The organism is Actinomadura sp. CNU-125 (assembly GCF_001942465.1).
GTDB lineage: Bacteria > Actinomycetota > Actinomycetes > Streptosporangiales > Streptosporangiaceae > Spirillospora.
Genome location: NZ_MKJY01000077.1, coordinates 1 through 18,939 on the forward strand (window position 1 = coordinate 1; position 18,939 = coordinate 18,939).

The window sequence follows — 18,939 nt, forward strand, 5'->3', positions numbered from 1 at the left end:
CGAGCGGGCGGCAGTTGCGGACGCGGCGGGACCGGCCGCGGCCGATCGCGCCGTGCCGCCGCCAGATCCAGTGGGCGCAGCTCGTCGCCGTCGGCGGGGGCGCCGGGCCCGGCGAGGATCTCCGCGCGGGCCCGCCGCGCGGTGCTCACGTCCCGGTGGAAGTCGCGGAACACCTGGATCTCGCCCGAGAACCCGTGGTCCCATTTGCCCAGGTAGGTGTAGTCCATCCCGTACCGGCCGGACGTGTCGAGGCCCGCGGCGGACAGCGCCCAGAGACGCGCCTCGCGGGGCGTGGACGGCACGAGCGCGATCAGCCCGTGCGTCCGTTCGACCCGGCCCGCCTCCGGCCACCGCCAGGACTCCTCGACCCAGTCCGGTTCGTCGCGCAGCGCGGCGTCCAGGCCGGGCGTGCGCCACCGGACCGTCCCGTCCGGGGCGGCCCGCGACGGCCGCCGCCGCGCGAGGTCGCGGGCGGCCCGCCGTCCGAACGAGGTGCACCAGCCGGGGACGATCACGATCGGGTCGGGCGGGTCGGCGTCGAACGGCGTCGGGACGAGGAACTCCCCGTCGACGACCAGCAGCGTCCCCGGACGCGCCTGGTACGACAGGCCCCACAGCAACCGGCCGAGGACGCGCGCGCCGTGCTGGTCCGACAGCACGTGCCAGGTCTCGTGGAACCGGTTCGTGCCGAACCGCACGGCCGTCCCCGGCCGGAGCCCCACGACCGTGTGCCCGCGGCCGTCCAGCCGGACGCGCGGCGGTGCAGCTTCATGCCGTCGCCCGCGTGCCGCGCGTTGCCCGGCCGCTGCACCGCCCCGCCCGTCATCGCGTCAGCCCTTCACGCACACGAGCTGGCGCAGGTGGGCGACGACCTCCACCAGGTCGGACTGCGCCTCGATGACCTCTTCGATGTCCTTGTAGGCGCCGGGGATCTCGTCGACGACACCGCCGTCCTTGCGGCACTCGACGCCCTTGGTCTGCTCGACGAGGTCCTCGACGGTGAAGTTCTTGCGGGCCTTGTTGCGGCTCATCTTCCGGCCCGCGCCGTGCGACGCGGAGTTGAACGCCGTCTCGTTGCCGAGGCCGCGCACGATGTACGTCCCGGTCGCCATGGAGCCCGGGATGATGCCGAGGTCGCCGGCGCCCGCGCGGATCGCGCCCTTGCGGGTGACCAGCAGCTCGACGCCGCCGTACTCCTCCTCCGCCACGTAGTTGTGGTGGCAGGAGATTGCCTGCTCCCACCGGCAGCGCTTCTCGCCGAACCGGCGGGTCACGACGTTCTGCGCGAGCGCCATCATGACCGCCCGGTTGCGGCGCGCGTACTCCTGCGCCCAGAACAGGTCGTGCCGGTAGGCGTCCATCTTCACCGTGCCCGCGAGGAACACCGCGAGGTCGGGGTCGGGCAGGTCCTGGTTGTGGGGCAGCTTCTGCGCCGCCTCGATGTGCCGCGCCGCCAGCTCGTTGCCGATGTTGCGCGACCCCGAGTGCAGGACGAGCCAGATCGCGCCGTCGTCGTCCGCGCACAGCTCGATGAAGTGGTTGCCGCCGCCGAGCGTCCCCATCTGCTGGCGGGCGCGCCCGAACTTGGCCTGCGCCGCCGGGTGCAGGTCCTCGAACTGCTTCCAGAAGTCGAACCAGCCGCGCATCTTCAGGCCGGGCAGCGCGGACGGGTCGACGGCCTCGCCGTGCGAGCCGCGCCCGACCGGGATCGCGCGCTCCAGCCGCGACCGGACGCCCGCGAGGTCGTCCGGCATGTCTTCCACGGTCAGCGTCGACTTCGCGGCGCTCATCCCGCAGCCGATGTCGACGCCGACGGCGGCCGGGGACACCGCGTCGCGCATCGCGATGACCGAGCCGACCGTCGCGCCCTTGCCGTAGTGGACGTCCGGCATCACCGCGAGGCCCTCGATCCACGGCAGCGCGGAAACGTTGCGGAGCTGGTCGAGCGCCTGGTCCTCGACCGTCGCGGGGTCGGTCCACATCCGGATCGGAACGCGGCCGCCCTTGAGAGTCTGGTACGGCATTCCTTCTCCTTCTGCGGGGGGATCCGAACCGTGATCTATGACGCCAGATCCGCCGGTTCGGTTTCAACGGGTTTTCCCCGCGACCGCGTCAGGATCTGCGGCGTTCGGTCAGCCCCAGCCCGTCCAGGTGGCGCAGCAGCGCGACGGCGACCCGCCGGGACGCCGGCAGCGCCGCACCCGCCTGATCGGGCGTGAACGGCTGCGGCAGCGCCGACAGGATCCGCAGCGCCTCCCGGTCGGCGCCGGGCAGCAGGACGACCTCGTCGCCCAGCCGCAGCACCGCGCCCGCGCGGGCCGCACCGGCCAGCGCGTCCCCGGTCAGGCCCAGCTCGGCGAGCCGTCCGGCGGCCGGCGCACCGAACGGGTCCCGCGGCGAGGTCGACGCCGCAACCGCGCGACCGCCCCCGCCCACGCGGGCTCCCCCACCCGCTCGTCCGCCCCCCGATCCGGACGCGTCCCGGCACATCAGCGCAGGCAACACCCCGAAAGCAGCCGACTCCCCCGGGACCGACGATTCTCCCGCCACAGGCAGTTCGCTCCACGCGAGCGCCTCACCCAACGTGGGCGCCTCACCCGAGGCAGGCAGTTCGCTCGCCGCAGGCGCATCACTCGACGCGGGCGGCTCGCTCCAGGTGGGCGACTCGGGCGGGCGGGGCGAGCCACTCGGCGTGGGCGGCTTGGTCGGGGGGTTCGGGGCGGGGGCCGGTAGACGCGGCCGGAGTCCAGGCGCAGGGGCGGGGCGGCCAGGGCGGTCACCAGTTCGCGGGCGGGCAGGCCGAGGCGGAGCCGGACGGTCTCCAGCGGCAGGCCGGGGCCCGGGCGGTCGGCGGCGTGCCGGGCGGTCGCGGCGGCCGAGGCGGTCGCGCAGCGTGTCCCAGTGGGCGGGGTCGGCGATCCAGTCGCCGCCCGCGGCGACGGCGTCGGCGGGGATCGCGCAGCCCATCCCGGCGAGTTCGGCGCGGCGCAGGACGCCGTGGCGGCGCAGCACCACGGCGCCGTCCGGGCGGTCGGGCCAGGACGCCAGCTCGCGGGCGCGGGCGGCGCCGGCGCCGCGCCGCACCAGGGTCGGCGGGCGGACGTCGAGGACGCTGACGCCGCGATGGCGCGGCGCTCGGGGTCGCGCAGGACGCCGGTGTCGCCGACGTGCAGCGCCAGGCGGGCGTGAGGGTGAGGCGCGCGGTGTCGGGGCCGAGGGGCGCAGCGCGACGCGGACGGCGGCGGAGCCGATGTGCAGGGTCATCCGGCGGGCGAGCCGGCCGGACGCCTCGCCGAAGCGGGTGCGCACGTCCACGCAGGTGGTCGGCGACCATCCGGCCCGGGGGCGACCAGGGCCATGCCGGGCGCGACCCGGCCCGCGTCGCGCAGGGTGAGGACCACGCGGGAGACGCCGCCGATCTCGTCGCGGGGTTCGCCGGCGCAGCCGATCGTCCGGACGCGGACGCGTTCGCCCGCGGGCATCAGGAGCAGTTCGTCGTCGACGCGGACCGTCCCGGCGGCGAGGGTGCCGGTGACGACGCTCTGCCGTCCGGCGGTGAACGCGTGGTCGACCCACAGCCGGACGGGCGCGTCCGGGGCGGGGACGGGCAGGCGGCCGGCGAGCCGGTCGAGGGCGGCGGCCAGCTCGGCGGTCCCGGCGCCGGTGACGGTGCTGACGGCGACCGCCTCGGCGGCGGCGAGGGCGGTGCCGGCGAGGCGGTCGCGGGCCTGCCGCAGCGCGATCTTGGGGTCGGCGACGTCCGCCCGGGTGATCGCCAGGACGCCGTTGCGGACGCCGAGCGCGGCGGCGGCCTCCAGGTGCTCCTGCGACTGCGGCCGCCAGCCCTCGTCGGCCGCGACCGCCAGGAGTACGGCGGGGGCGGGCGCGAGCCCGGCGAGGACGGCCGGGACCGAGCGCGGGTCCCCCGGGACGTCCACGAACGCGACGCGGCGTCCGGACGGCAGCCGCGTCCACGCGGTGCCGGTCAGCGCCGGGCCGGGCTCCTTGGGCTCCATGCCGGTCAGGGCGCGCACGAGCGAGGACTTGCCGTGCGCGGCATGGCCGGCGGTGGCGAGGACCTGCATCACGCGGTCCGGAGGGGGTCGTGCAGACGAACATCCACGAAAGCGGGGTCCACGGAAGGCAACCCTAAGGACGTTCGTGCCAGTCGCGAAACCGGAATGGCCGGGCCCGTGGCGTCGCGTAGATCACCGCACCGACTTTTCCGGATGTGGGAGTCGAAACCGGACGCCGCCCGATCGTCACTTCGAGGCCAGTGCTAATACTTAGTTTTGATAATTACAGTGCCGGGTGCCCGCTTTGCCCGGAGCGTCTGGAGGACCCCCATGACCGGCGCGCCCACCGACGTCCCCAGCAAAGCCGCCGCGCGGACGGGACGGCCCGCCGCGCCCGCGCACACGATGCTGACGCTGGTCGCGCTCGCGGCGGCCGGGATGGTCGTGTCGGTGCAGCAGACCCTGGTGATCCCGCTGCTGCCGCGCCTCATGGTCACTTTCGACACGTCGGTCACCGCGGTGACGTGGGTGTTCACGGCGTCGCTGCTGGCGGGCGCGGTCGCGACCCCGCTGCTGACGCGGTTCGGCGACATGTACGGCAAGAAGCGGATGGTGCTGCTGGCGCTGGTGCTGCTGATCGCCGGGTCGGTGCTGTGCGCGGCGTCCGGTTCGCTGGGCACGCTCATCGCGGGACGGGCGCTGCAGGGCGTGTCGTCGGCGCTGGTCCCGCTCGCCATCGGCATGATCCGCGACACGTTCCCGCGCGAGCGGATCACCACGGCGATCGGGGTGGTCAGCGCCACGATGGGCGTCGGCGGCAGCATCGGCATGATCGTGACCGGGCTGATCGCCGACCGCACCGCCAGCCACCGTCCGGTGTTCTGGATCTCCGCGGCGCTCGGCGTCGCCGGTCTCGTGCTGGTCTCGGTGGCCGCGCGCGACGTCGGGGCCCGCGCGGGCGGCCGTCCGGACGTGCCGGGCGCGATGCTGCTCGCGGGGTGGCTGGGGTGCCTGCTGCTGGGCATCAGCCAGGGCAACGCGTGGGGCTGGACGTCGGGCGGGGTGCTCGGCCTGTTCGGCGGGGCGGTCGTGCTGTGCGCGGTGTGGACGGCCGTGGAGCTGCGGGTCCGCGAGCCGCTGGTGCGGCTGTCGCTGCTGGTGGGGGCGCGGTCGCTGTCGGCGAACGTCGCGTCCGCGCTGCTCGGGTTCTCGATGTTCGCGGCGTTCACGCTGATCGCGTCGTTCGTCCAGGCCGATCCGGAGCTGGTCGGGTACGGGCTGGGCGGCACGGTGCTGGACGTCGGCCTGTACATGCTGCCGAGCACGGCGACGATGCTGCTGTCGTCGACGCAGTCGGGGCGGATCACCGCGTGGATCGGTCCCGCGTACACGCTCGCGGCGGGGTCGCGATCGCCGGGCTGAGCTACTTCTGGCTGGCGCTGTTCAACACTCGCGGGATCGACATGCTGATCTTCAGCGGCGTCCAGGGCCTGGGGTTCGGGGTGGCGTACGCGGCGCTCGGGACGCTCGCGGTGCAGCACGTCCCGATGGACCGCAGCGGGATCGCCAGCGGCATCAACTCGCTGGTCCGCACCGGCGGCGGCAGCATCGCGGGGGCGGTGACCGCCGCGATCCTGGCCGGGATGGTGATCGGCGGCTCCGACGTCCCGCGGCTGGGCGCGTACGAGCTGTCGTTCTGGATCGTCGGGGCGGGTTCGGTGCTGGCCGCGCTCGTCGCGCTCGGGAACGCGCTGCGCTACCCCCGGGACGGCGCGGGGTTCTGACCGGCCGTCCGGTCCGGCGGACGGAGGGCCGGTTCTGGCGGCGCGGGGCCTTGACGAACGGCTCCGGTTCCATGCCCTATAGGGGTGCGGCCCTGCCGACGGAGCGCCCCGACACGCGGTTCGGGGCCGGGGGACCCGCGACGGGAGGACCACATGGGCGCTTACGCCGCCGCGTACGAACGGAGCATCGCCGATCCGACCCGGTTCTGGGGGCTGGCGGCGCGGGACGTGCGGTGGCTCGTCCCGCCGGACCGGGTCCTGGACGACGGGGCGCCGCCGTTCTACCGGTGGTTCACCGGCGGCGAGCTGAACACCTGCGACAACGCCCTCGACCGGCACGTCGAGGAGGGCCGCGGCGACCAGGCCGCGCTGATCTACGACAGCCCGGTCACCGGGACGGAACGGACCTACACCTACCGGGAGCTGACCGAGCTGACGGCGCGGTTCGCGGGGGCGCTGCGCGCGCAGGGCGTCGACCGCGGCGACCGGGTGATCGTCTACATGCCGATGGTGCCCGAGGCCGTGATCGCGATGCTGGCGTGCGCCCGGCTGGGCGCGGTGCACTCGGTGGTGTTCGGCGGGTTCGCGGCGCGGGAGCTGGCCGTCCGGATCGACGACGCCCGCCCGAAGGCGGTGGTGTCGGCGTCGTGCGGCGTGGAGGGCGCGCGGGTGGTGCCGTACAAGCCGCTGCTCGACGAGGCCCTCGACCTGGCCCGGCACAAGGTGGAGCGGTGCGTGATCCTGCAGCGCGAGCAGTTGCACGGCGACCTGCAGCGGCCGCGGGACGTGGCGTGGGACGAGGCCGTCGCGCGCGCCGAGCCCGCCGAGTGCGTCCCCGTCGCCGCCACCGATCCGCTGTACATCCTGTACACGTCGGGGACGACCGGACGGCCGAAGGGCGTGGTCCGCGACAACGGCGGGCACGCGGTGGCGCTGCGCTGGTCGATGGAGAACGTGTTCGGCGTCGGCCCCGGCGACGTGTTCTGGGCGGCGTCGGACGTCGGGTGGGTCGTCGGGCACTCCTACATCGTGTACGCGCCGCTGCTGACCGGCTGCACGACCGTCCTGTACGAGGGCAAGCCGGTGGGGACGCCCGACGCGGGCGCGTTCTGGCGGGTGGCGGAGCGGCACCGGGTGAAGGTGCTGTTCACGGCGCCGACGGCGATCCGGGCGATCAAGAAGGAGGACCCGGACGGGAAGCTGCTCGCCGGGCGCGACCTGGCGGCGTTCGACGCGCTGTTCCTGGCCGGGGAACGTCTCGACCCCGACACCTGCCACTGGGCGGAGCGGATGCTGGACCGTCCCGTGGTGGACCACTGGTGGCAGACCGAGACCGGGTGGCCGATCGTGGCGAACCTGCGCGGGCTGGAGCCGATGCCGGTGAAGGCGGGGTCGCCGTCGGTGCCGGTGCCGGGCTACGACGTGCGGATCCTCGGCCCGGACGGCGCGCCGCTGCCGCCCGGCGAGGACGGCGACATCGCGCTGCGGCTGCCGCTGCCGCCGGGGACGCTCCCGACGCTGTGGCAGGACGACGAGCGGTTCGTCGAGGCCTACCTCGACGAGCGTCCGGGCTACTACCTGACCGGGGACGGCGGCCGTATCGACGACGACGGCTACGTGTGGGTGATGGGCCGCACCGACGACGTGATCAACGTGGCGGGGCACCGGCTGTCCACCGGGACGATGGAGGAGGTCATCGCGGCGCACCCGGCGATCGCCGAGTGCGCGGTCATCGGGGTGCGCGACGACCTCAAGGGGCAGGTGCCGCGCGCGCTGGTGGTGCTCAAGAGCGGTGTCCTGGCCGAGGAGTCGGAGCTGGCCGCGGAGCTGGTGCGGCTGGTGCGCGACCAGGTGGGGCCGGTCGCGGCGCTCAAGCAGGTCACGGTCGTCCCGGCGCTGCCGAAGACCCGCTCGGGGAAGATCCTGCGGGCCGCGATGCGCGGGATCGCCGACGGACGGGACGTGACGGTGCCGTCCACGATCGAGGACCCCGAGGTGCTGGACGGCCTGCGCCCGGTGCTGAACCCGGCGGGTTCCTAGCCTTCGCCGGGGTTCAGCGTCCGCCGCCGGCGGGCCAGCAGGCGACGACCAGGATCACGGCGGTGACCGCGGTGCCGACCTGCACCGCCGCCTGCCCGACGCTCCAGGCCGCGTCGTCGGGACCGAACAGGCCGAACAGGCTCGTCCCGGCGAAGGCGGCGACGACGCCGACCGCGATCGTCGCCCACGCCGGCATGCTCGGCCGGCCGGGCGTGATCAGCCGGCCGAGGGCGCCGACGGCGGCGCCCAGCACGATGGCGGCGATGCTCCCCGCGACGGTCACGGCCCTCCCGTCGCGGGCGGGGCGTGCTCCTCGCCCATCAGGCGGCGCAGGGACCGGACGAACGCGAACAGCGCCGCGCCCGCGACGATGGTGAACAGGCCGAGGGTGAGGAAGTACGCCACGTCGCCCCAGGCGTCCTCGAGGCGGGCGACCTGCCCGCCGACGGCGTCGCCCGCCGCGGTGGCCAGGAACCACACGCCCATCATCTGGCTGGCGAAGGCGTGCGGCGCCAGCCGGGTGGTGACCGACAGGCCGACCGGCGACAGCGACAGCTCCCCGAACACCTGCAGCAGGTAGACGGCGACCAGCCACGCGATCGTGACCCGGCCTCCGTCGGCGGCGGCCGCCGCCATCGACATCACGACGAACGACAGGCCCACCATGACGAGCGCGAACGCGAACTTCTGCGGGGTGCTGACGCGGCGCCCGAACCGGGTCGTCCAGAGCCAGGCGAACACCCCGGCGAAGCAGATGATCAGGATGGGGTTGATGTTCTGCGTCCAGCTCGTCGGCATCCGCCAGCCGAAGAAGTTCAGGTCGACGTGCTCGTCGGCGAAGACGTTCAGCGGCCCGGGCGCCTGGTCGTAGATCATCCAGAAGACGGCGGCGCCGACGAACAGCCACACGTAGGCGCGCAGCCGCGCCCGCTCGTCCTCGGTGACCTCGTGGCTGCGCAGCAGGTAGCCGAGGTAGACGGCGGGGACGACGAGCGCGAGCACGGTCAGCGCGACGGTGACGGCGTCGACGGTCAGCTCCCCGATCCCGGCGAGGATCGCGACGACGACCGCGGCGACGGCGAGGCCGGCGGCGACGTACCGGACGAACGTGCGGCGCTCGTCCGGGGTGAGCCGGTGGCCGGGGACGTCGCCGACGCCGCGCAGGTGCCGCGAGCCGAGCACGTACTGCGCGAGCCCGATCGCCATGCCGACGGCGGCCGCGCCGAACCCGGCGTGCCAGTTCACCTTCTCGCCGAGCCAGCCGACGAGGAACGGGGCGAGGGAGCCGATGTTGATGCCCATGTAGAAGATGGAGAACCCGGCGTCGCGGCGGGCGTCGTCCTGCCCCTCGTACAGCTTGCCGACCATGGTGGAGATGTTGGGCTTGAGCAGCCCGGTGCCGATGATGATCAGCAGGAGGCCGAGGTAGACGGTCGCGGCGCCGCCGGGATCGCCATCGAGACGTGCCCGAGCATGATGACGACGCAGCCCCACAGGACGGCGCGGCGGGCGCCCAGGATCCGGTCGGCGATCCAGCCGCCCGGCAGGGCGACGAAGTAGACCATCGACATGTAGACGCCGAGGAGGGCCTTCGCCGTCCCCTCTTCCATGTCGAGGCCGGATTCGGCGGGCGGTGCGATGAGGAACAGGACGAGGATGCCGCGCAGCCCGTAGAAGCTGAACCGCTCCCACATCTCGGTGAAGAACAGGGTGGCCAGTCCCCACGGATGGCCGAAGAACGTGCGCTCCCCGCGGACGGACATACCCGCCATGCGACCCTCCCCCCCGATCATCGCGACGGGGGTCCTACCCAAAGATCGGCTACCGCACCACGAGCGCGCGGCGGCCGCGCGGCACCAGTTCGCCGATCACCGGGGCGCCGGGGATCTCGCCCGCGACCAGCAGTCCGCCGGACGTCTGCGCGTCGGCCAGCAGGAGCCGTTCCTCCTCGCCGATCCGGCGGAAACCGGTGTGCGGCGACACCCACGCGAGGTTGCGGCGGGTGCCGCCGGGGACGAACCCGTCCCGGACGGCCGCGCGGGCGCCGTCCAGGTACGGGACGGCGGCGGCGTCGACGACGGCGGTGACGCCGCTCGCCCGCGCCAGCTTGAACAGGTGGCCGAGCAGCCCGAACCCGGTGACGTCGGTGCCGCACCGGACGCCGGCGTCCAGTGCGGCCCGTGCGGCGGCGTCGTTCAGCTCGGTCATCGTCTCGACGGCCTGCGGGAACGTCTCGCCGGTCGCCTTGTGCCGGGCGTTGAGGACGCCGAGGCCGAGCGGTTTGGTGAGGGTCAGCGGGGTCCCGGCGCGGCCGGCGTTCAGGCGCAGCAGCCGGTCCGGGTCGGCGACGCCGGTGACGGCGAGGCCGTACTTGGGTTCGGGGTCGTCGACGCTGTGCCCGCCGGCGATGGCGCAGCCCGCCGCGGCGGCGACGTCGCGGCCGCCGCGCAGGACCTCGCGGGCGAGGTCGCCGGGCAGCAGGTCGCCCGGCCAGGCCAGCAGGTTCAGCGCCAGCAGCGGCTCGCCGCCCATCGCGTACACGTCCGACAGCGCGTTGGCGGCGGCGATCCGGCCCCAGTCGTAGGGGTCGTCGACGACCGGGGGGAAGAAGTCGACGGTGGACAGGACGGCCCGCCCGTCCGCGATCCGCACCGCCGCGGCGTCGTCGCCGTCCTCGCCGCCGGCCAGCAGCGGCGCACCGCCGCCGGTGAGCCCGGCCACGACGCGTTCCAGCTCGCCCGGCGGGATCTTGCTGGTACAGCCGCCGCCGTGGGCGTACTGGGTGAGGCGTGCGGTGCGGGCGAGGGGGGTCACCGGGAAATTTAATGCACAACCACCGCAAATGATCAACAACCGGACGGTACGGGATCGATCACCCAGCGATCACCGGACGATCACGAACGGCCTCCACCTGCGGGAAGAACCCGCGAACCCCTTGCCCGAACAGTGTTCGGCATGGTGCGATTCAGGTCTGCAAGTCATCACTTACTTCGGCATCGACACCGACACGAGGGGCGACATGGGCATCCAGGAGCAGCGCGCGGAACTCGACCGGTCCTTGCAGGGCCGGACCGTCTGCGGCGAACTCGCCGAGACCGTCGAACGGGACGGCGACCGGCCCGCCTACTCCGAGCGCGACGGAGCCGGCTGGCGCACCCTCACCTGGGCCGACACCCGCGGCCGCGCGCTGGAGACGGCGGCGGGCTTCGCCGCCCTCGGACTGCGGCCGGGCGAGGTCGTCGCGCTGATGATGCCGAACCGGTCCGAGCACGTGCTCGCCGACCTCGGCGCCGTCCACGCCGGGGGGATCCCCACCACGGTGTACGCGACGCTCGCCGCCGACCAGATCGCGTTCGTCGCCGGCGACTGCGCCGCGAAGTACGCCGTCCTCGACGGCCGCGACCAGCTCGCCCGCTGGCTGCCCGCCCTCGACCGGCTGCCCGAGCTGCGCAAGATCGTCGTGGTGGACGCCGCCGCCTGCCCCGCGGACGACGACCGCTTCATCACCTGGGACGACTTCACCGAACTCGGACGCTCGACCCTCGCCGCCGACCCCGCGGAGATCGACCGCCGCTGGCGCGCGGTGAAGCCCGAGGACACCGTCACCCTGCTGTACACCTCCGGCACCACCGGCAACCCCAAGGGCGTGCTGATCACCCACTCGATGGTGCTGCACGAGGCCGCGATGGTGCAGAACAGCTCGGTGCTGCCCGAGAACCCCTGCGGCGTCTCCTACCTGCCGTTCGCGCACATCGCCGACCGCGTCCTCAGCTACTACCTGCCGATCCGGCTGGCCTCGCACGTCCACTTCTGCGCCGACCCGACGCAGCTCACCGCCATCCTCGGCCACGTGCGCCCGCACTCGTTCTTCGGCGTCCCGCGCATCTGGGAGAAGATCATGGCGGGCATCCAGGCCGTGCTGGCCGCCGAGCAGGACGAGGCGAAGAAGGCCGCCGTCGCCGCCGCCCTCGACGCGGGCCGCGCCTACGTCACCGCGCAGGAGTTCGGCAACACCCTCACCCCGGAGATCACCGCCGCGTTCGAGCAGGCCGACAAGGCCGTCCTGACGCCGATGAAGGCGATGCTCGGCCTCGACCGCGTCGGCCAGGCGTCCAGCGCCGCCGCGCCCCTGCCCGAGGACGTCGCCCGGTTCTTCGCCGGGCTCGGCCTGAAGATCTTCGACGCGTACGGGATGACCGAGACGACCGGCGCGATCACCGCGAACCTCGCCGACTCGTTCAAGCTCGGGACGGTCGGGCGCGCGTTCGCCGGCGTGGAGCTGAAGCTCGCCGACGACGGCGAGATCCTCGTGCGCGGCGCGACCTGCACCCCCGGCTACCTCAACCGCCCGGAGGCCACCGCCGACCTCATCGACGCCGACGGCTGGGTCCGCACGGGCGACGTCGGCAAGCTCGACGAGGACGGGTTCCTGCGCGTCGTCGACCGCAAGAAGGAACTGATCATCACCGCGGGCGGCGAGAACATCGCCCCCTCGATGATCGAGAACATGCTGAAGGAGCACCCGCTCGTCGGGCAGGCCCTCGCCTACGGCGACCGGCGCCCCTACGTCGTCGCCCTGGTCACCCTGGACGGCGAGGTCGCCCCCGTCTGGGCCGCCGCGCACGGCATCGAGCAGACCGACCTGGCCGCGCTCGCCGAGCACCCGGTCGTCCTGGAGGAGATCGGCCGCGCCGTCGCCGACGCCAACGAGCGCCTCGCCCGCGTCCAGCAGGTCAAGAAGTGGCGCCTGCTGCCCGCCGAGTGGACCGCCGAGAGCGAGGAGCTCACCCCGACCCTGAAGCTCAAGCGCCGCGTCGTCCACGCCAAGTACGACTCGGCCATCGACGGGCTGTACGCGTCCTGACGCACCCGGCCCCCTATGATCGGAAGCGGAGGCGTGTGAGCGCCTGGTGGCCTCCCCGACCTTCAAAGTCGACGGTCCCGAGCATCTCGGGACGGCGGGTTCGATTCCCGTACGCCTCCGCCATCTCCCCCGTCCGCCCCGGCGACGCAAGACGTAACGTGAAGGCATGAGACGGCGGCGGATCGCGTACGCGATCATGATGGGGACGTGCCTCACGCTGTTCGTCCTCGCGTGGGCGGTCGTCCGGCACTTCTCCGTCCCCGCCGCGATCGCGATGTCGGTCGTCGCGATGATCATCCCGCCCTTCGCCGCGGTCGTCGCGAACCGGAACGTCGAAAGCCGCGACGAGGACGTCCACGGCGGGGACGACCGGCGCGGCGGGACGGCGTGACCGAACGGCTCACCGACGTCGCCTGGCTGCTGGACCTGGCGGGCGTGTTCGTGTTCGCGGTCTCGGGCGCCCTCACGGCCGTCCGGCAGCGGCTCGACATCGTCGGCCTGGTGGTGCTCGCCGAGATCACCGGGCTCGGCGGCGGGATCGTCCGCGACCTGATGATCGGCGCGGTGCCGCCCGCCGCGTTCACCAGCCTCGGCTACGTGCTGGTCCCGCTGGCCGCGGCGGCGCTGGTGTTCTTCTGGCATCCGCAGGTACGGCGGCTGATGCCGGGGATCATGCTGTTCGACGCCGCCGGTCTCGCGCTGTTCTGCACGACCGGCACCGTGAAGGCGCTGGCGTACGGGCTGTCGCCGGTGCACGCGGTGCTGCTCGGCATCGTCACGGCGGTGGGCGGCGGCGCCCTGCGCGACCTGCTGAGCGGGCAGATCCCGGCCGTGCTGTACGACCGGCAACTGTACGCGCTGCCCGCGCTGCTCGGCGCGAGCGGTGGCGGCGGGCGACGCGGCGGGCCTGCACGGCGGCGCGCTCACCGCGGGCGCGGCCGTCCTGGCGTTCGCGCTGCGCGTGCTGGCGATGCGGTACGGCTGGCGGGCTCCCCGCCCGCGCGGAATCTCGGACGATCCGGGGTAGAACCGGTGACGGAGCGAGTGCTCATGGAGGGCCGGGAATATCCATATGCCAGAGGGTTTCGCATGCCGTCATGTGGCGGTGGCCCCTGCATCCGGGCTCTCGAAGTGAACGGAAAAAACCTTCACGCACGACGATAGGCACTCCACAGAAGATTGATTGCATGTTCGAGATCAGTCACTTAAAGTACTGATTATGTCGCGTTCTGTTGTTCATTGTGGCGTGGTCACCGACGCGGCAACCTGCCACGGCGGGCCCGGATCCGGCGAGCGGGGCCGTCCCGGCGGGCCGGACGGGGGCGGAGTGCGAACGCTTGCGCCACCGTTCGTGGCGGCAGGCCCGTCCGGGGTAGCGATCCGTACCCGTTTCAAGGGCCTCACCCCGGAGGACGAGACAGTACTGCGGGCGGTCGGCGCGCATCTGGGTTCCCTGACGTCCCGGGACCTGAAAACCCGGTGCGCCGATGGCGCGGAACATGATGCGGAGCGGTGGGCCGCCCGCAAGCGGGGGTTGACGGCCGAGTCGTCGGCGCGGTGGGCCCGGAGCCTCACCCAGGCGTCGCATGATCAGTGGGCCCTGGCCCGCCGGTGCCAGCAGGCACATGTGGAGAGTTTCGAGGCGGGTGTGCGGACGCTTGAGCGGCGGCTGGCACTGCCGCTCGGCGAGAAAGGCACCGGGCGCACGCCGGGCGGATACCGGTCCCGCACGGAGTGGTTTCACAAGTCCCGCAGGCTGGGGATGTTGAAAGATCGGCTCGCGGCCGTGCGGGCCGACCGGGACACCGGAACGGTGCACGTGGTTCGGGGCGGACGCCGCCTGCTGAATGGACGTCATTACCTGGACAAGGCCGGGCTCCCCGTCGAAGGGTGGCAGGAGCGATGGGAGGCTGGACGGTCGTTCCTGCAGGCCGACGGGGAATCGGGCAAGAAGCTGGGGAACGAGACCATCCGCGTCACCCCCGAGGGGGAAGTGTCGATCCGGCTGCCCACCCCGCTGGCCGCTCTGACCAACGCGGCGCACGGCCGCTACGTCCTGTCCGCCCAGGCCGCCTTCGCCCACCGGGGCGCCGACGTGGCCGTCGACCCCGCATACACCAGCAAGTGGGGTGCGCAGCATTGGCGGCAGCCGATGACCGCCCCCCACCGTGAGGTTTCCCGGCACGATGCGGCGAGCATCGCGGTCGGGCGACGCGCCCTGGGGCATCCGATCCGGCGACGGACGGCACCGCCCCCGCACGACCGGAGCGATCGTGCGGGGCATCGGACCGTCCAGACCGAACCGGAAACCCCCGGACGCGAGGAACCCCGCCACCCCGGCCCGGAGCATGCACACGATGCACGCCCCCGGACGGGACCAAGAACGCGGGCGACCAGTGCATCCAACACCGTTCGGGACGCGCACAGAACCAGACGATGGGTGCAAAACCCACTCCTGGACACTGTTCAGGAACGGTAACGTCTTCGGTCATGGGGCGGATCACCGTGCGCAGGCCGGTACTGAGGCTGAGCACCGGCGGGGCGCGCGGGCGAAGGCCCGACACGCTCGCGGTGGAGGAGCCGCTGGAGATCCGCGTCGCCGGGCGGCCGCTGACGATCACCATGCGCACCCCCGGCAACGACTTCGACCTGGTCACCGGGTTCCTGGCGGCCGAGGGGATCATCTCGGCGGCGGCCGACCTCGCGGCGATGCGGTACTGCGCCGACACCGCGGAGCAGAACGTCCTGGAGGTGTCGCTGGCGCCCGGCGTGCCGGAGCCGGACGCGTCGATGGTGCGGGCGTTCGCCACCACCAGCGCGTGCGGGGTGTGCGGGAAGGCGAGCATCGAGGCGCTGCGCGCCGCCCGCCCGCACGACGTCGCGGGCGATCCGGTGCGGCTCACCGCCGCGACGACTGGCCGCGCTGCCCGAGCGGCTCCGCGCGGCGCAGCGGGTGTTCGACCGGACGGGCGGGCTGCACGCCGCGGGCCTGTTCGACGCCGACGGCGGGCTGCTGGCCGTCCGGGAGGACGTCGGGCGGCACAACGCCGTCGACAAGGTGATCGGCTGGGCGCTGCGCCGCGGGGAGCCGCCGCTGAGCGGGCGGGTGCTGATGGTGAGCGGACGCGCGTCGTTCGAGCTGACGCAGAAGGCGATGACCGCGGGGATCCCGGTGCTGGCGGCGGTGTCGGCGCCGTCCTCGCTGGCGGCCGACCTCGCCGAGGACGCCGGGATGACGCTCGTCGGGTTCCTGCGCGGCGAGACGATGAACGTCTATACCGGCGCCGAACGCGTCACCGTCTGACGACACGCCGGAGCGGGCGTCCGGAACCGGTCCCGGTGACCGGCCGGTTGTCACCCGCCGCGCAAAACCAAGCGGTAACTTGTTGGTCCGCTCCCAAGAAAGCGCGGGCCGGAACGAGTTGACTCGTCCTCTCGCGCTGCGACGCGCGCACGCCCCGCGACGAAAGAGAGGAGAGGGAATGACGAGGCCCTTGACGGACCGCGACCCCGCGTCCGGGATCGACGAGCGTCACCCCCCGATCAAACCTCGCCGCGTCACGTTCGACTGGTCGGGGACGCCGCTGCACTGGGTGCCGGGCGACCCCGTCGCGACCCACATCATCAACTCCTTCCACATCGTCTTGCCCGAAGGCGAGAAATGGTTCATCCAGGCGGTGAAGGACGCTCGGCCGCACATCGAGGACGAGCGGCTGCTGGAGGAGATCAAGGGGTTCATCGGGCAGGAGATGGTGCACGCCCGTTCCCACCAGGGCGTGCTCGACGAGATCCTGGAGCGCAACGGCATCGACGTCTCCAAGATCACCGGCCCGGCGGCGAAGGGGAACGCCGACCGGCCCGCGCAGATGGCGGCGCTGAAGGAGAAGAACCCGCGGGCGTGGCGGCGCCGGCTGCGCTTCGAGCTCGCCGCGGTCGCCGCGATCGAGCACTACACCGCCGTCCTCGGCCAGTGGATCATGGACAACGAGCGGTTCGAGAAGTCCGGGGTCGACCCCGTGATGCTGGACCTGCTGCGCTGGCACGGCGCCGAGGAGGTCGAGCACCGGTCGGTGGTGTTCGACGTCTACAAGGCCATGGGCGGCCGGTACCCGACGCGCGTCGCGGCGTGGGTGGTGTCGCTGTTCTTCCTGTACTGGGCGCTGATCGGCGGGTCGCTCTACCTCCTCAAGCAGGACCCGACGGTCAAGAAGCGGATCACCCCGCTGCGCGTCGTGCGGGCCTACCGGCGGTCGGTGCGGCTCGGGCACGTCCCGGGGATCTTCCGGCTGCTGCTCGGTGAGGCCCCCGTCTACCTGCGGCCGGGCCACCACCCGTCCAAGGTCTGCTCGACGCCGCAGGCGCTCGACTACCTGATGCGCTCCCCCGCCGCCCGGGCCGCGGGCTACGACCCGTACTGAGCGGGTCCGCCGCCGGACGCGCGTGGCGAGCGTCACGCGGGTCCCTCTTGACCGGGGAGGCCCGCGGGCGCTTAATTAACATCGTGTCCAATAATGTGGCGCTCGCCCGCGTCGACGATCCCGCGGAGCTGGAGCGATTCCGGGCCGTCCAGCGGCTCTCCTACGCGTGCGCCGACGAGGTGGCCGCCACCCTCGAACCCGGGGTGACCGAGCGCGACGCGTGCCGCCGCATGCGCCGGTGGCTGCGCGCCCACGGCGTGGACGACTGGCTGCACACGCCGTTCGCCTGGTTCGGCGACCGGTCCGCATTCACCGGTTTCCGCGTCCCCACCCAGTTCCTCCCGAGCGGGACCCGCCTGGAGGAGGGCATGCCGTACGTCCTCGACATGGCGCCGGTGAAGGACGGCTACTGCGCCGACATCGGGTACGGCGGCGTCCTCGGCGAGAACCCGATCTGGGACCGCGTCGACGCCGACCTCGCCGAATACCGGACGCTGATCCTGCGCCTCGTCCGCGAGCGGCGGACGTTCGCCGACGTCTACGCCGAGGTGGACGCGCTCATCGAGCGGCAGGGGCACCGCAACCGGCACCGCAAGTACCCCGGCCGGGTCATCGGCCACCAGGTCGGCGTCATCGGCGGCGTCCTGCCCAAGCGCGTCGGGTTCCCCTTCGGCGTCCGCTTCCTGCAGACGATCGGCCGCGAGCTCGTCACCGAGCGGGTCAAGGGCCGGTCGCCGCTGTGGAACGGGGGCGCCCAGTCGCGGCACGCGCCGACGCCCGGGCTGTGGGCCGTCGAACCGCACATCGGGTTCCGCGGCGTCGGCGTGAAGTTCGAGGAGATACTCGTCGTCACCGACGACGACGCCTACTGGCTCGACGACGATCTCCCCCATGTGCGCCGGTGGGCGCGGCGAAAGGCGGCCCGATGAGCGAACCGACCCGGCGGCGGGTGCGCGGCGACGGCGTCGACCTCGCCGTCTACGAGCAGGGCGACCGGTCGAACCCGACCGTCCTGCTCGTGCACGGCTACCCCGACACGCACGCGGTATGGGACGAGGTCGCCGAACGGCTCGCCGGGCGCTTCCACGTCGTCCGCTACGACGTGCGCGGCGCGGGCGCGTCGTCGCGTCCGTTCGGCGCGAAGCACTACGCCTTCGAGCACCTCATGGCCGACCTGCGGGCGGTGCTGGACGCCGCCGCGCCCGGCCGGACCGTCCACCTCGTCGGGCACGACTGGGGATCGATCCAGAGCTGGGAGGCGGCTTGCACGATGCCGGACCGGTTCGCCTCGTTCACCTCGATCTCCGGGCCCTGCCTGGACCACGTCGGCCAATGGACGCGCCGCGCGTTCGGCCGCCCGACCCCCCGCGCCCTGCGGCGCGCGGCCGCGCAGGGCATGCGGTCCTGGTACATCTACTTCTTCCAGACCCCGCTGTTGCCCGAGGCGCTGTGGCGCGCCGGGATCTCCCGGGCGTTCACCCGCGCCCTGGAGGTCGGCGAGGGCGTCCCCGCCCGTCCCGGCCACCCCGCCCGGACGCTGCCGCGCGACGGCGCGGCCGGGGTCGGGCTCTACCGGGCGAACATGGCGGCGCGGCTGCGCCGCCCCCTCGACCGCCGCACCGACGAGCCGACGCAGGTGATCGTCCCGACCCGCGACCTGTTCGTGTCGCCGCACCTGGTGGGCGGGCTGGCCGAACGGGTCCCGAACCTGTCGCTGCGGACCGTCCGGGCCGGGCACTGGGTGCCGCGCAGCCATCCGGACGCCGTCGGCGCGGTGGATCGCCGAACACGCCGCGGGCGCGGCGGGCGGGCCGCTC

General features: G+C 73.4%; 17 protein-coding genes, 1 tRNA gene and 2 pseudogenes. 12 read left to right on the forward strand and 8 right to left on the reverse strand.

Translation table 11 applies throughout. From position 1 onward, the window contains the following. The 4 genes from BJF79_RS10415 to BJF79_RS59245 form a co-directional block, all read right to left on the reverse strand. Positions 1 to 722, reverse strand: a 722-nt coding sequence (locus BJF79_RS10415; RefSeq protein WP_075896635.1) for a hypothetical protein, incomplete at its 3' end; no start/stop codon positions are given. Positions 723 to 830: 108 nt separating this feature from the next. Beyond that, complete coding sequence (locus tag BJF79_RS10420; protein ID WP_075896637.1) at positions 831 to 2,024, reverse strand: RtcB family protein; 1,194 nt, start codon at positions 2,022 to 2,024, stop codon at positions 831 to 833. An 88-nt stretch (positions 2,025 to 2,112) separates the two neighbouring features. Beyond that, complete coding sequence (locus tag BJF79_RS59240) at positions 2,113 to 3,315, reverse strand: SelB C-terminal domain-containing protein (protein WP_262401813.1); 1,203 nt, start codon at positions 3,313 to 3,315, stop codon at positions 2,113 to 2,115. After that, entirely contained in the window at positions 3,261 to 4,085 is an 825-nt protein-coding gene (locus BJF79_RS59245) for a GTP-binding protein (protein ID WP_075896643.1), read from the reverse strand. The genes BJF79_RS59240 and BJF79_RS59245 overlap by 55 nt, the downstream gene beginning before the upstream one ends. A gap of 261 nt (positions 4,086 to 4,346) precedes the next feature. Here BJF79_RS59245 and BJF79_RS10440 point away from each other — a divergent pair, with 261 nt between their 5' ends. The 3 genes from BJF79_RS10440 to BJF79_RS10445 all read left to right on the forward strand — a co-directional run bounded on the left by BJF79_RS10440 (position 4,347) and on the right by BJF79_RS10445 (position 7,840). Then, positions 4,347 to 5,438, forward strand: a complete 1,092-nt coding sequence (locus tag BJF79_RS10440; RefSeq protein ID WP_262401814.1) for an MFS transporter — start codon at positions 4,347 to 4,349, stop codon at positions 5,436 to 5,438. Further along, entirely contained in the window at positions 5,387 to 5,800 is a 414-nt protein-coding gene (locus BJF79_RS59250) for a hypothetical protein (RefSeq protein WP_262401815.1), read from the forward strand. The genes BJF79_RS10440 and BJF79_RS59250 overlap by 52 nt, the downstream gene beginning before the upstream one ends. Positions 5,801 to 5,953: 153 nt before the next feature. Further along, a complete protein-coding gene (locus tag BJF79_RS10445) occupies positions 5,954 to 7,840 on the forward strand; it encodes a propionyl-CoA synthetase (protein WP_075896645.1) in 1,887 nt (628 codons plus the stop codon). Between the two features lie 13 nt (positions 7,841 to 7,853). On the opposite strand, the gene BJF79_RS10450 is transcribed toward BJF79_RS10445, so the two are convergent. Genes BJF79_RS10450 through selD form a run of 4 tightly spaced genes read right to left on the reverse strand, consistent with a single transcriptional unit; the run spans position 7,854 to position 10,654 of the window. Continuing rightward, positions 7,854 to 8,123 (reverse strand): hypothetical protein, encoded by a 270-nt coding sequence (locus BJF79_RS10450; RefSeq protein WP_075896647.1) that lies wholly within the window; start codon positions 8,121 to 8,123, stop codon positions 7,854 to 7,856. Next, positions 8,120 to 9,334: a peptide MFS transporter gene (locus BJF79_RS10455; protein ID WP_262401816.1), complete on the reverse strand. Its 1,215-nt coding sequence runs from the start codon at positions 9,332 to 9,334 to the stop codon at positions 8,120 to 8,122. The genes BJF79_RS10450 and BJF79_RS10455 overlap by 4 nt, the downstream gene beginning before the upstream one ends. Beyond that, a complete protein-coding gene (locus BJF79_RS59255; RefSeq protein WP_262401817.1) occupies positions 9,250 to 9,612 on the reverse strand; it encodes a hypothetical protein in 363 nt (120 codons plus the stop codon). The genes BJF79_RS10455 and BJF79_RS59255 overlap by 85 nt, the downstream gene beginning before the upstream one ends. Positions 9,613 to 9,661: 49 nt before the next feature. After that, positions 9,662 to 10,654, reverse strand: coding sequence for a selenide, water dikinase SelD (gene selD, locus BJF79_RS10460; RefSeq protein WP_075896649.1), 993 nt, complete (start codon positions 10,652 to 10,654; stop codon positions 9,662 to 9,664). Positions 10,655 to 10,859: 205 nt separating this feature from the next. On the opposite strand from selD, the gene BJF79_RS10465 reads away from it, so the two are divergent. The 9 genes and pseudogenes from BJF79_RS10465 to BJF79_RS59260 all read left to right on the forward strand — a co-directional run. Then, positions 10,860 to 12,704, forward strand: a complete 1,845-nt coding sequence (locus BJF79_RS10465; RefSeq protein WP_075896651.1) for an AMP-dependent synthetase/ligase — start codon at positions 10,860 to 10,862, stop codon at positions 12,702 to 12,704. 27 nt (positions 12,705 to 12,731) lie between these two features. Next, positions 12,732 to 12,827: transfer RNA gene (locus BJF79_RS10470), tRNA-Sec, on the forward strand. Positions 12,828 to 12,870: 43 nt separating this feature from the next. Continuing rightward, the gene (locus BJF79_RS10475) at positions 12,871 to 13,095 is read left to right on the forward strand and encodes a DUF3099 domain-containing protein (protein ID WP_075896653.1); all 225 of its coding nucleotides are present in this window, start codon (positions 12,871 to 12,873) and stop codon (positions 13,093 to 13,095) included. Then, complete coding sequence (locus BJF79_RS10480; RefSeq protein WP_316043317.1) at positions 13,092 to 13,868, forward strand: trimeric intracellular cation channel family protein; 777 nt, start codon at positions 13,092 to 13,094, stop codon at positions 13,866 to 13,868. The genes BJF79_RS10475 and BJF79_RS10480 overlap by 4 nt, the downstream gene beginning before the upstream one ends. Positions 13,869 to 14,331: 463 nt before the next feature. Then, on the forward strand, positions 14,332 to 15,183 hold the full coding sequence (locus BJF79_RS10485; protein ID WP_262401818.1) for a hypothetical protein: 852 nt from the start codon (positions 14,332 to 14,334) through the stop codon (positions 15,181 to 15,183). Between the two features lie 11 nt (positions 15,184 to 15,194). Beyond that, positions 15,195 to 16,008, forward strand: a pseudogene (fdhD, locus tag BJF79_RS10490) (formate dehydrogenase accessory sulfurtransferase FdhD). Positions 16,009 to 16,186: 178 nt separating this feature from the next. Further along, positions 16,187 to 17,122: a metal-dependent hydrolase gene (locus tag BJF79_RS10495; RefSeq protein WP_075896657.1), complete on the forward strand. Its 936-nt coding sequence runs from the start codon at positions 16,187 to 16,189 to the stop codon at positions 17,120 to 17,122. Between the two features lie 83 nt (positions 17,123 to 17,205). Beyond that, positions 17,206 to 18,051: a M24 family metallopeptidase gene (locus BJF79_RS10500; RefSeq protein WP_410050070.1), complete on the forward strand. Its 846-nt coding sequence runs from the start codon at positions 17,206 to 17,208 to the stop codon at positions 18,049 to 18,051. Beyond that, positions 18,048 to 18,830: pseudogene (locus BJF79_RS59260) on the forward strand (alpha/beta fold hydrolase); the annotation flags it as partial. The gene BJF79_RS10500 and the pseudogene BJF79_RS59260, both read left to right, overlap by 4 nt. Between the last annotated feature and the right edge of the window lie 109 nt (positions 18,831 to 18,939).

Coding starts and splice junctions, on each gene's coding strand:
- BJF79_RS59245 (WP_075896643.1), bottom strand. CDS start 4,085: ATGCAGGTCCTCGCCACCGCCGGCCATGCCGCGCACGGCAAGTCCTCG.
- BJF79_RS10420 (WP_075896637.1), bottom strand. CDS start 2,024: ATGCCGTACCAGACTCTCAAGGGCGGCCGCGTTCCGATCCGGATGTGG.
- BJF79_RS10465 (WP_075896651.1), top strand. CDS start 10,860: ATGGGCATCCAGGAGCAGCGCGCGGAACTCGACCGGTCCTTGCAGGGC.
- BJF79_RS59255 (WP_262401817.1), bottom strand. CDS start 9,612: ATGGCGGGTATGTCCGTCCGCGGGGAGCGCACGTTCTTCGGCCATCCG.
- BJF79_RS10445 (WP_075896645.1), top strand. CDS start 5,954: ATGGGCGCTTACGCCGCCGCGTACGAACGGAGCATCGCCGATCCGACC.
- BJF79_RS10475 (WP_075896653.1), top strand. CDS start 12,871: ATGAGACGGCGGCGGATCGCGTACGCGATCATGATGGGGACGTGCCTC.
- BJF79_RS10495 (WP_075896657.1), top strand. CDS start 16,187: ATGACGAGGCCCTTGACGGACCGCGACCCCGCGTCCGGGATCGACGAG.
- BJF79_RS10440 (WP_262401814.1), top strand. CDS start 4,347: ATGACCGGCGCGCCCACCGACGTCCCCAGCAAAGCCGCCGCGCGGACG.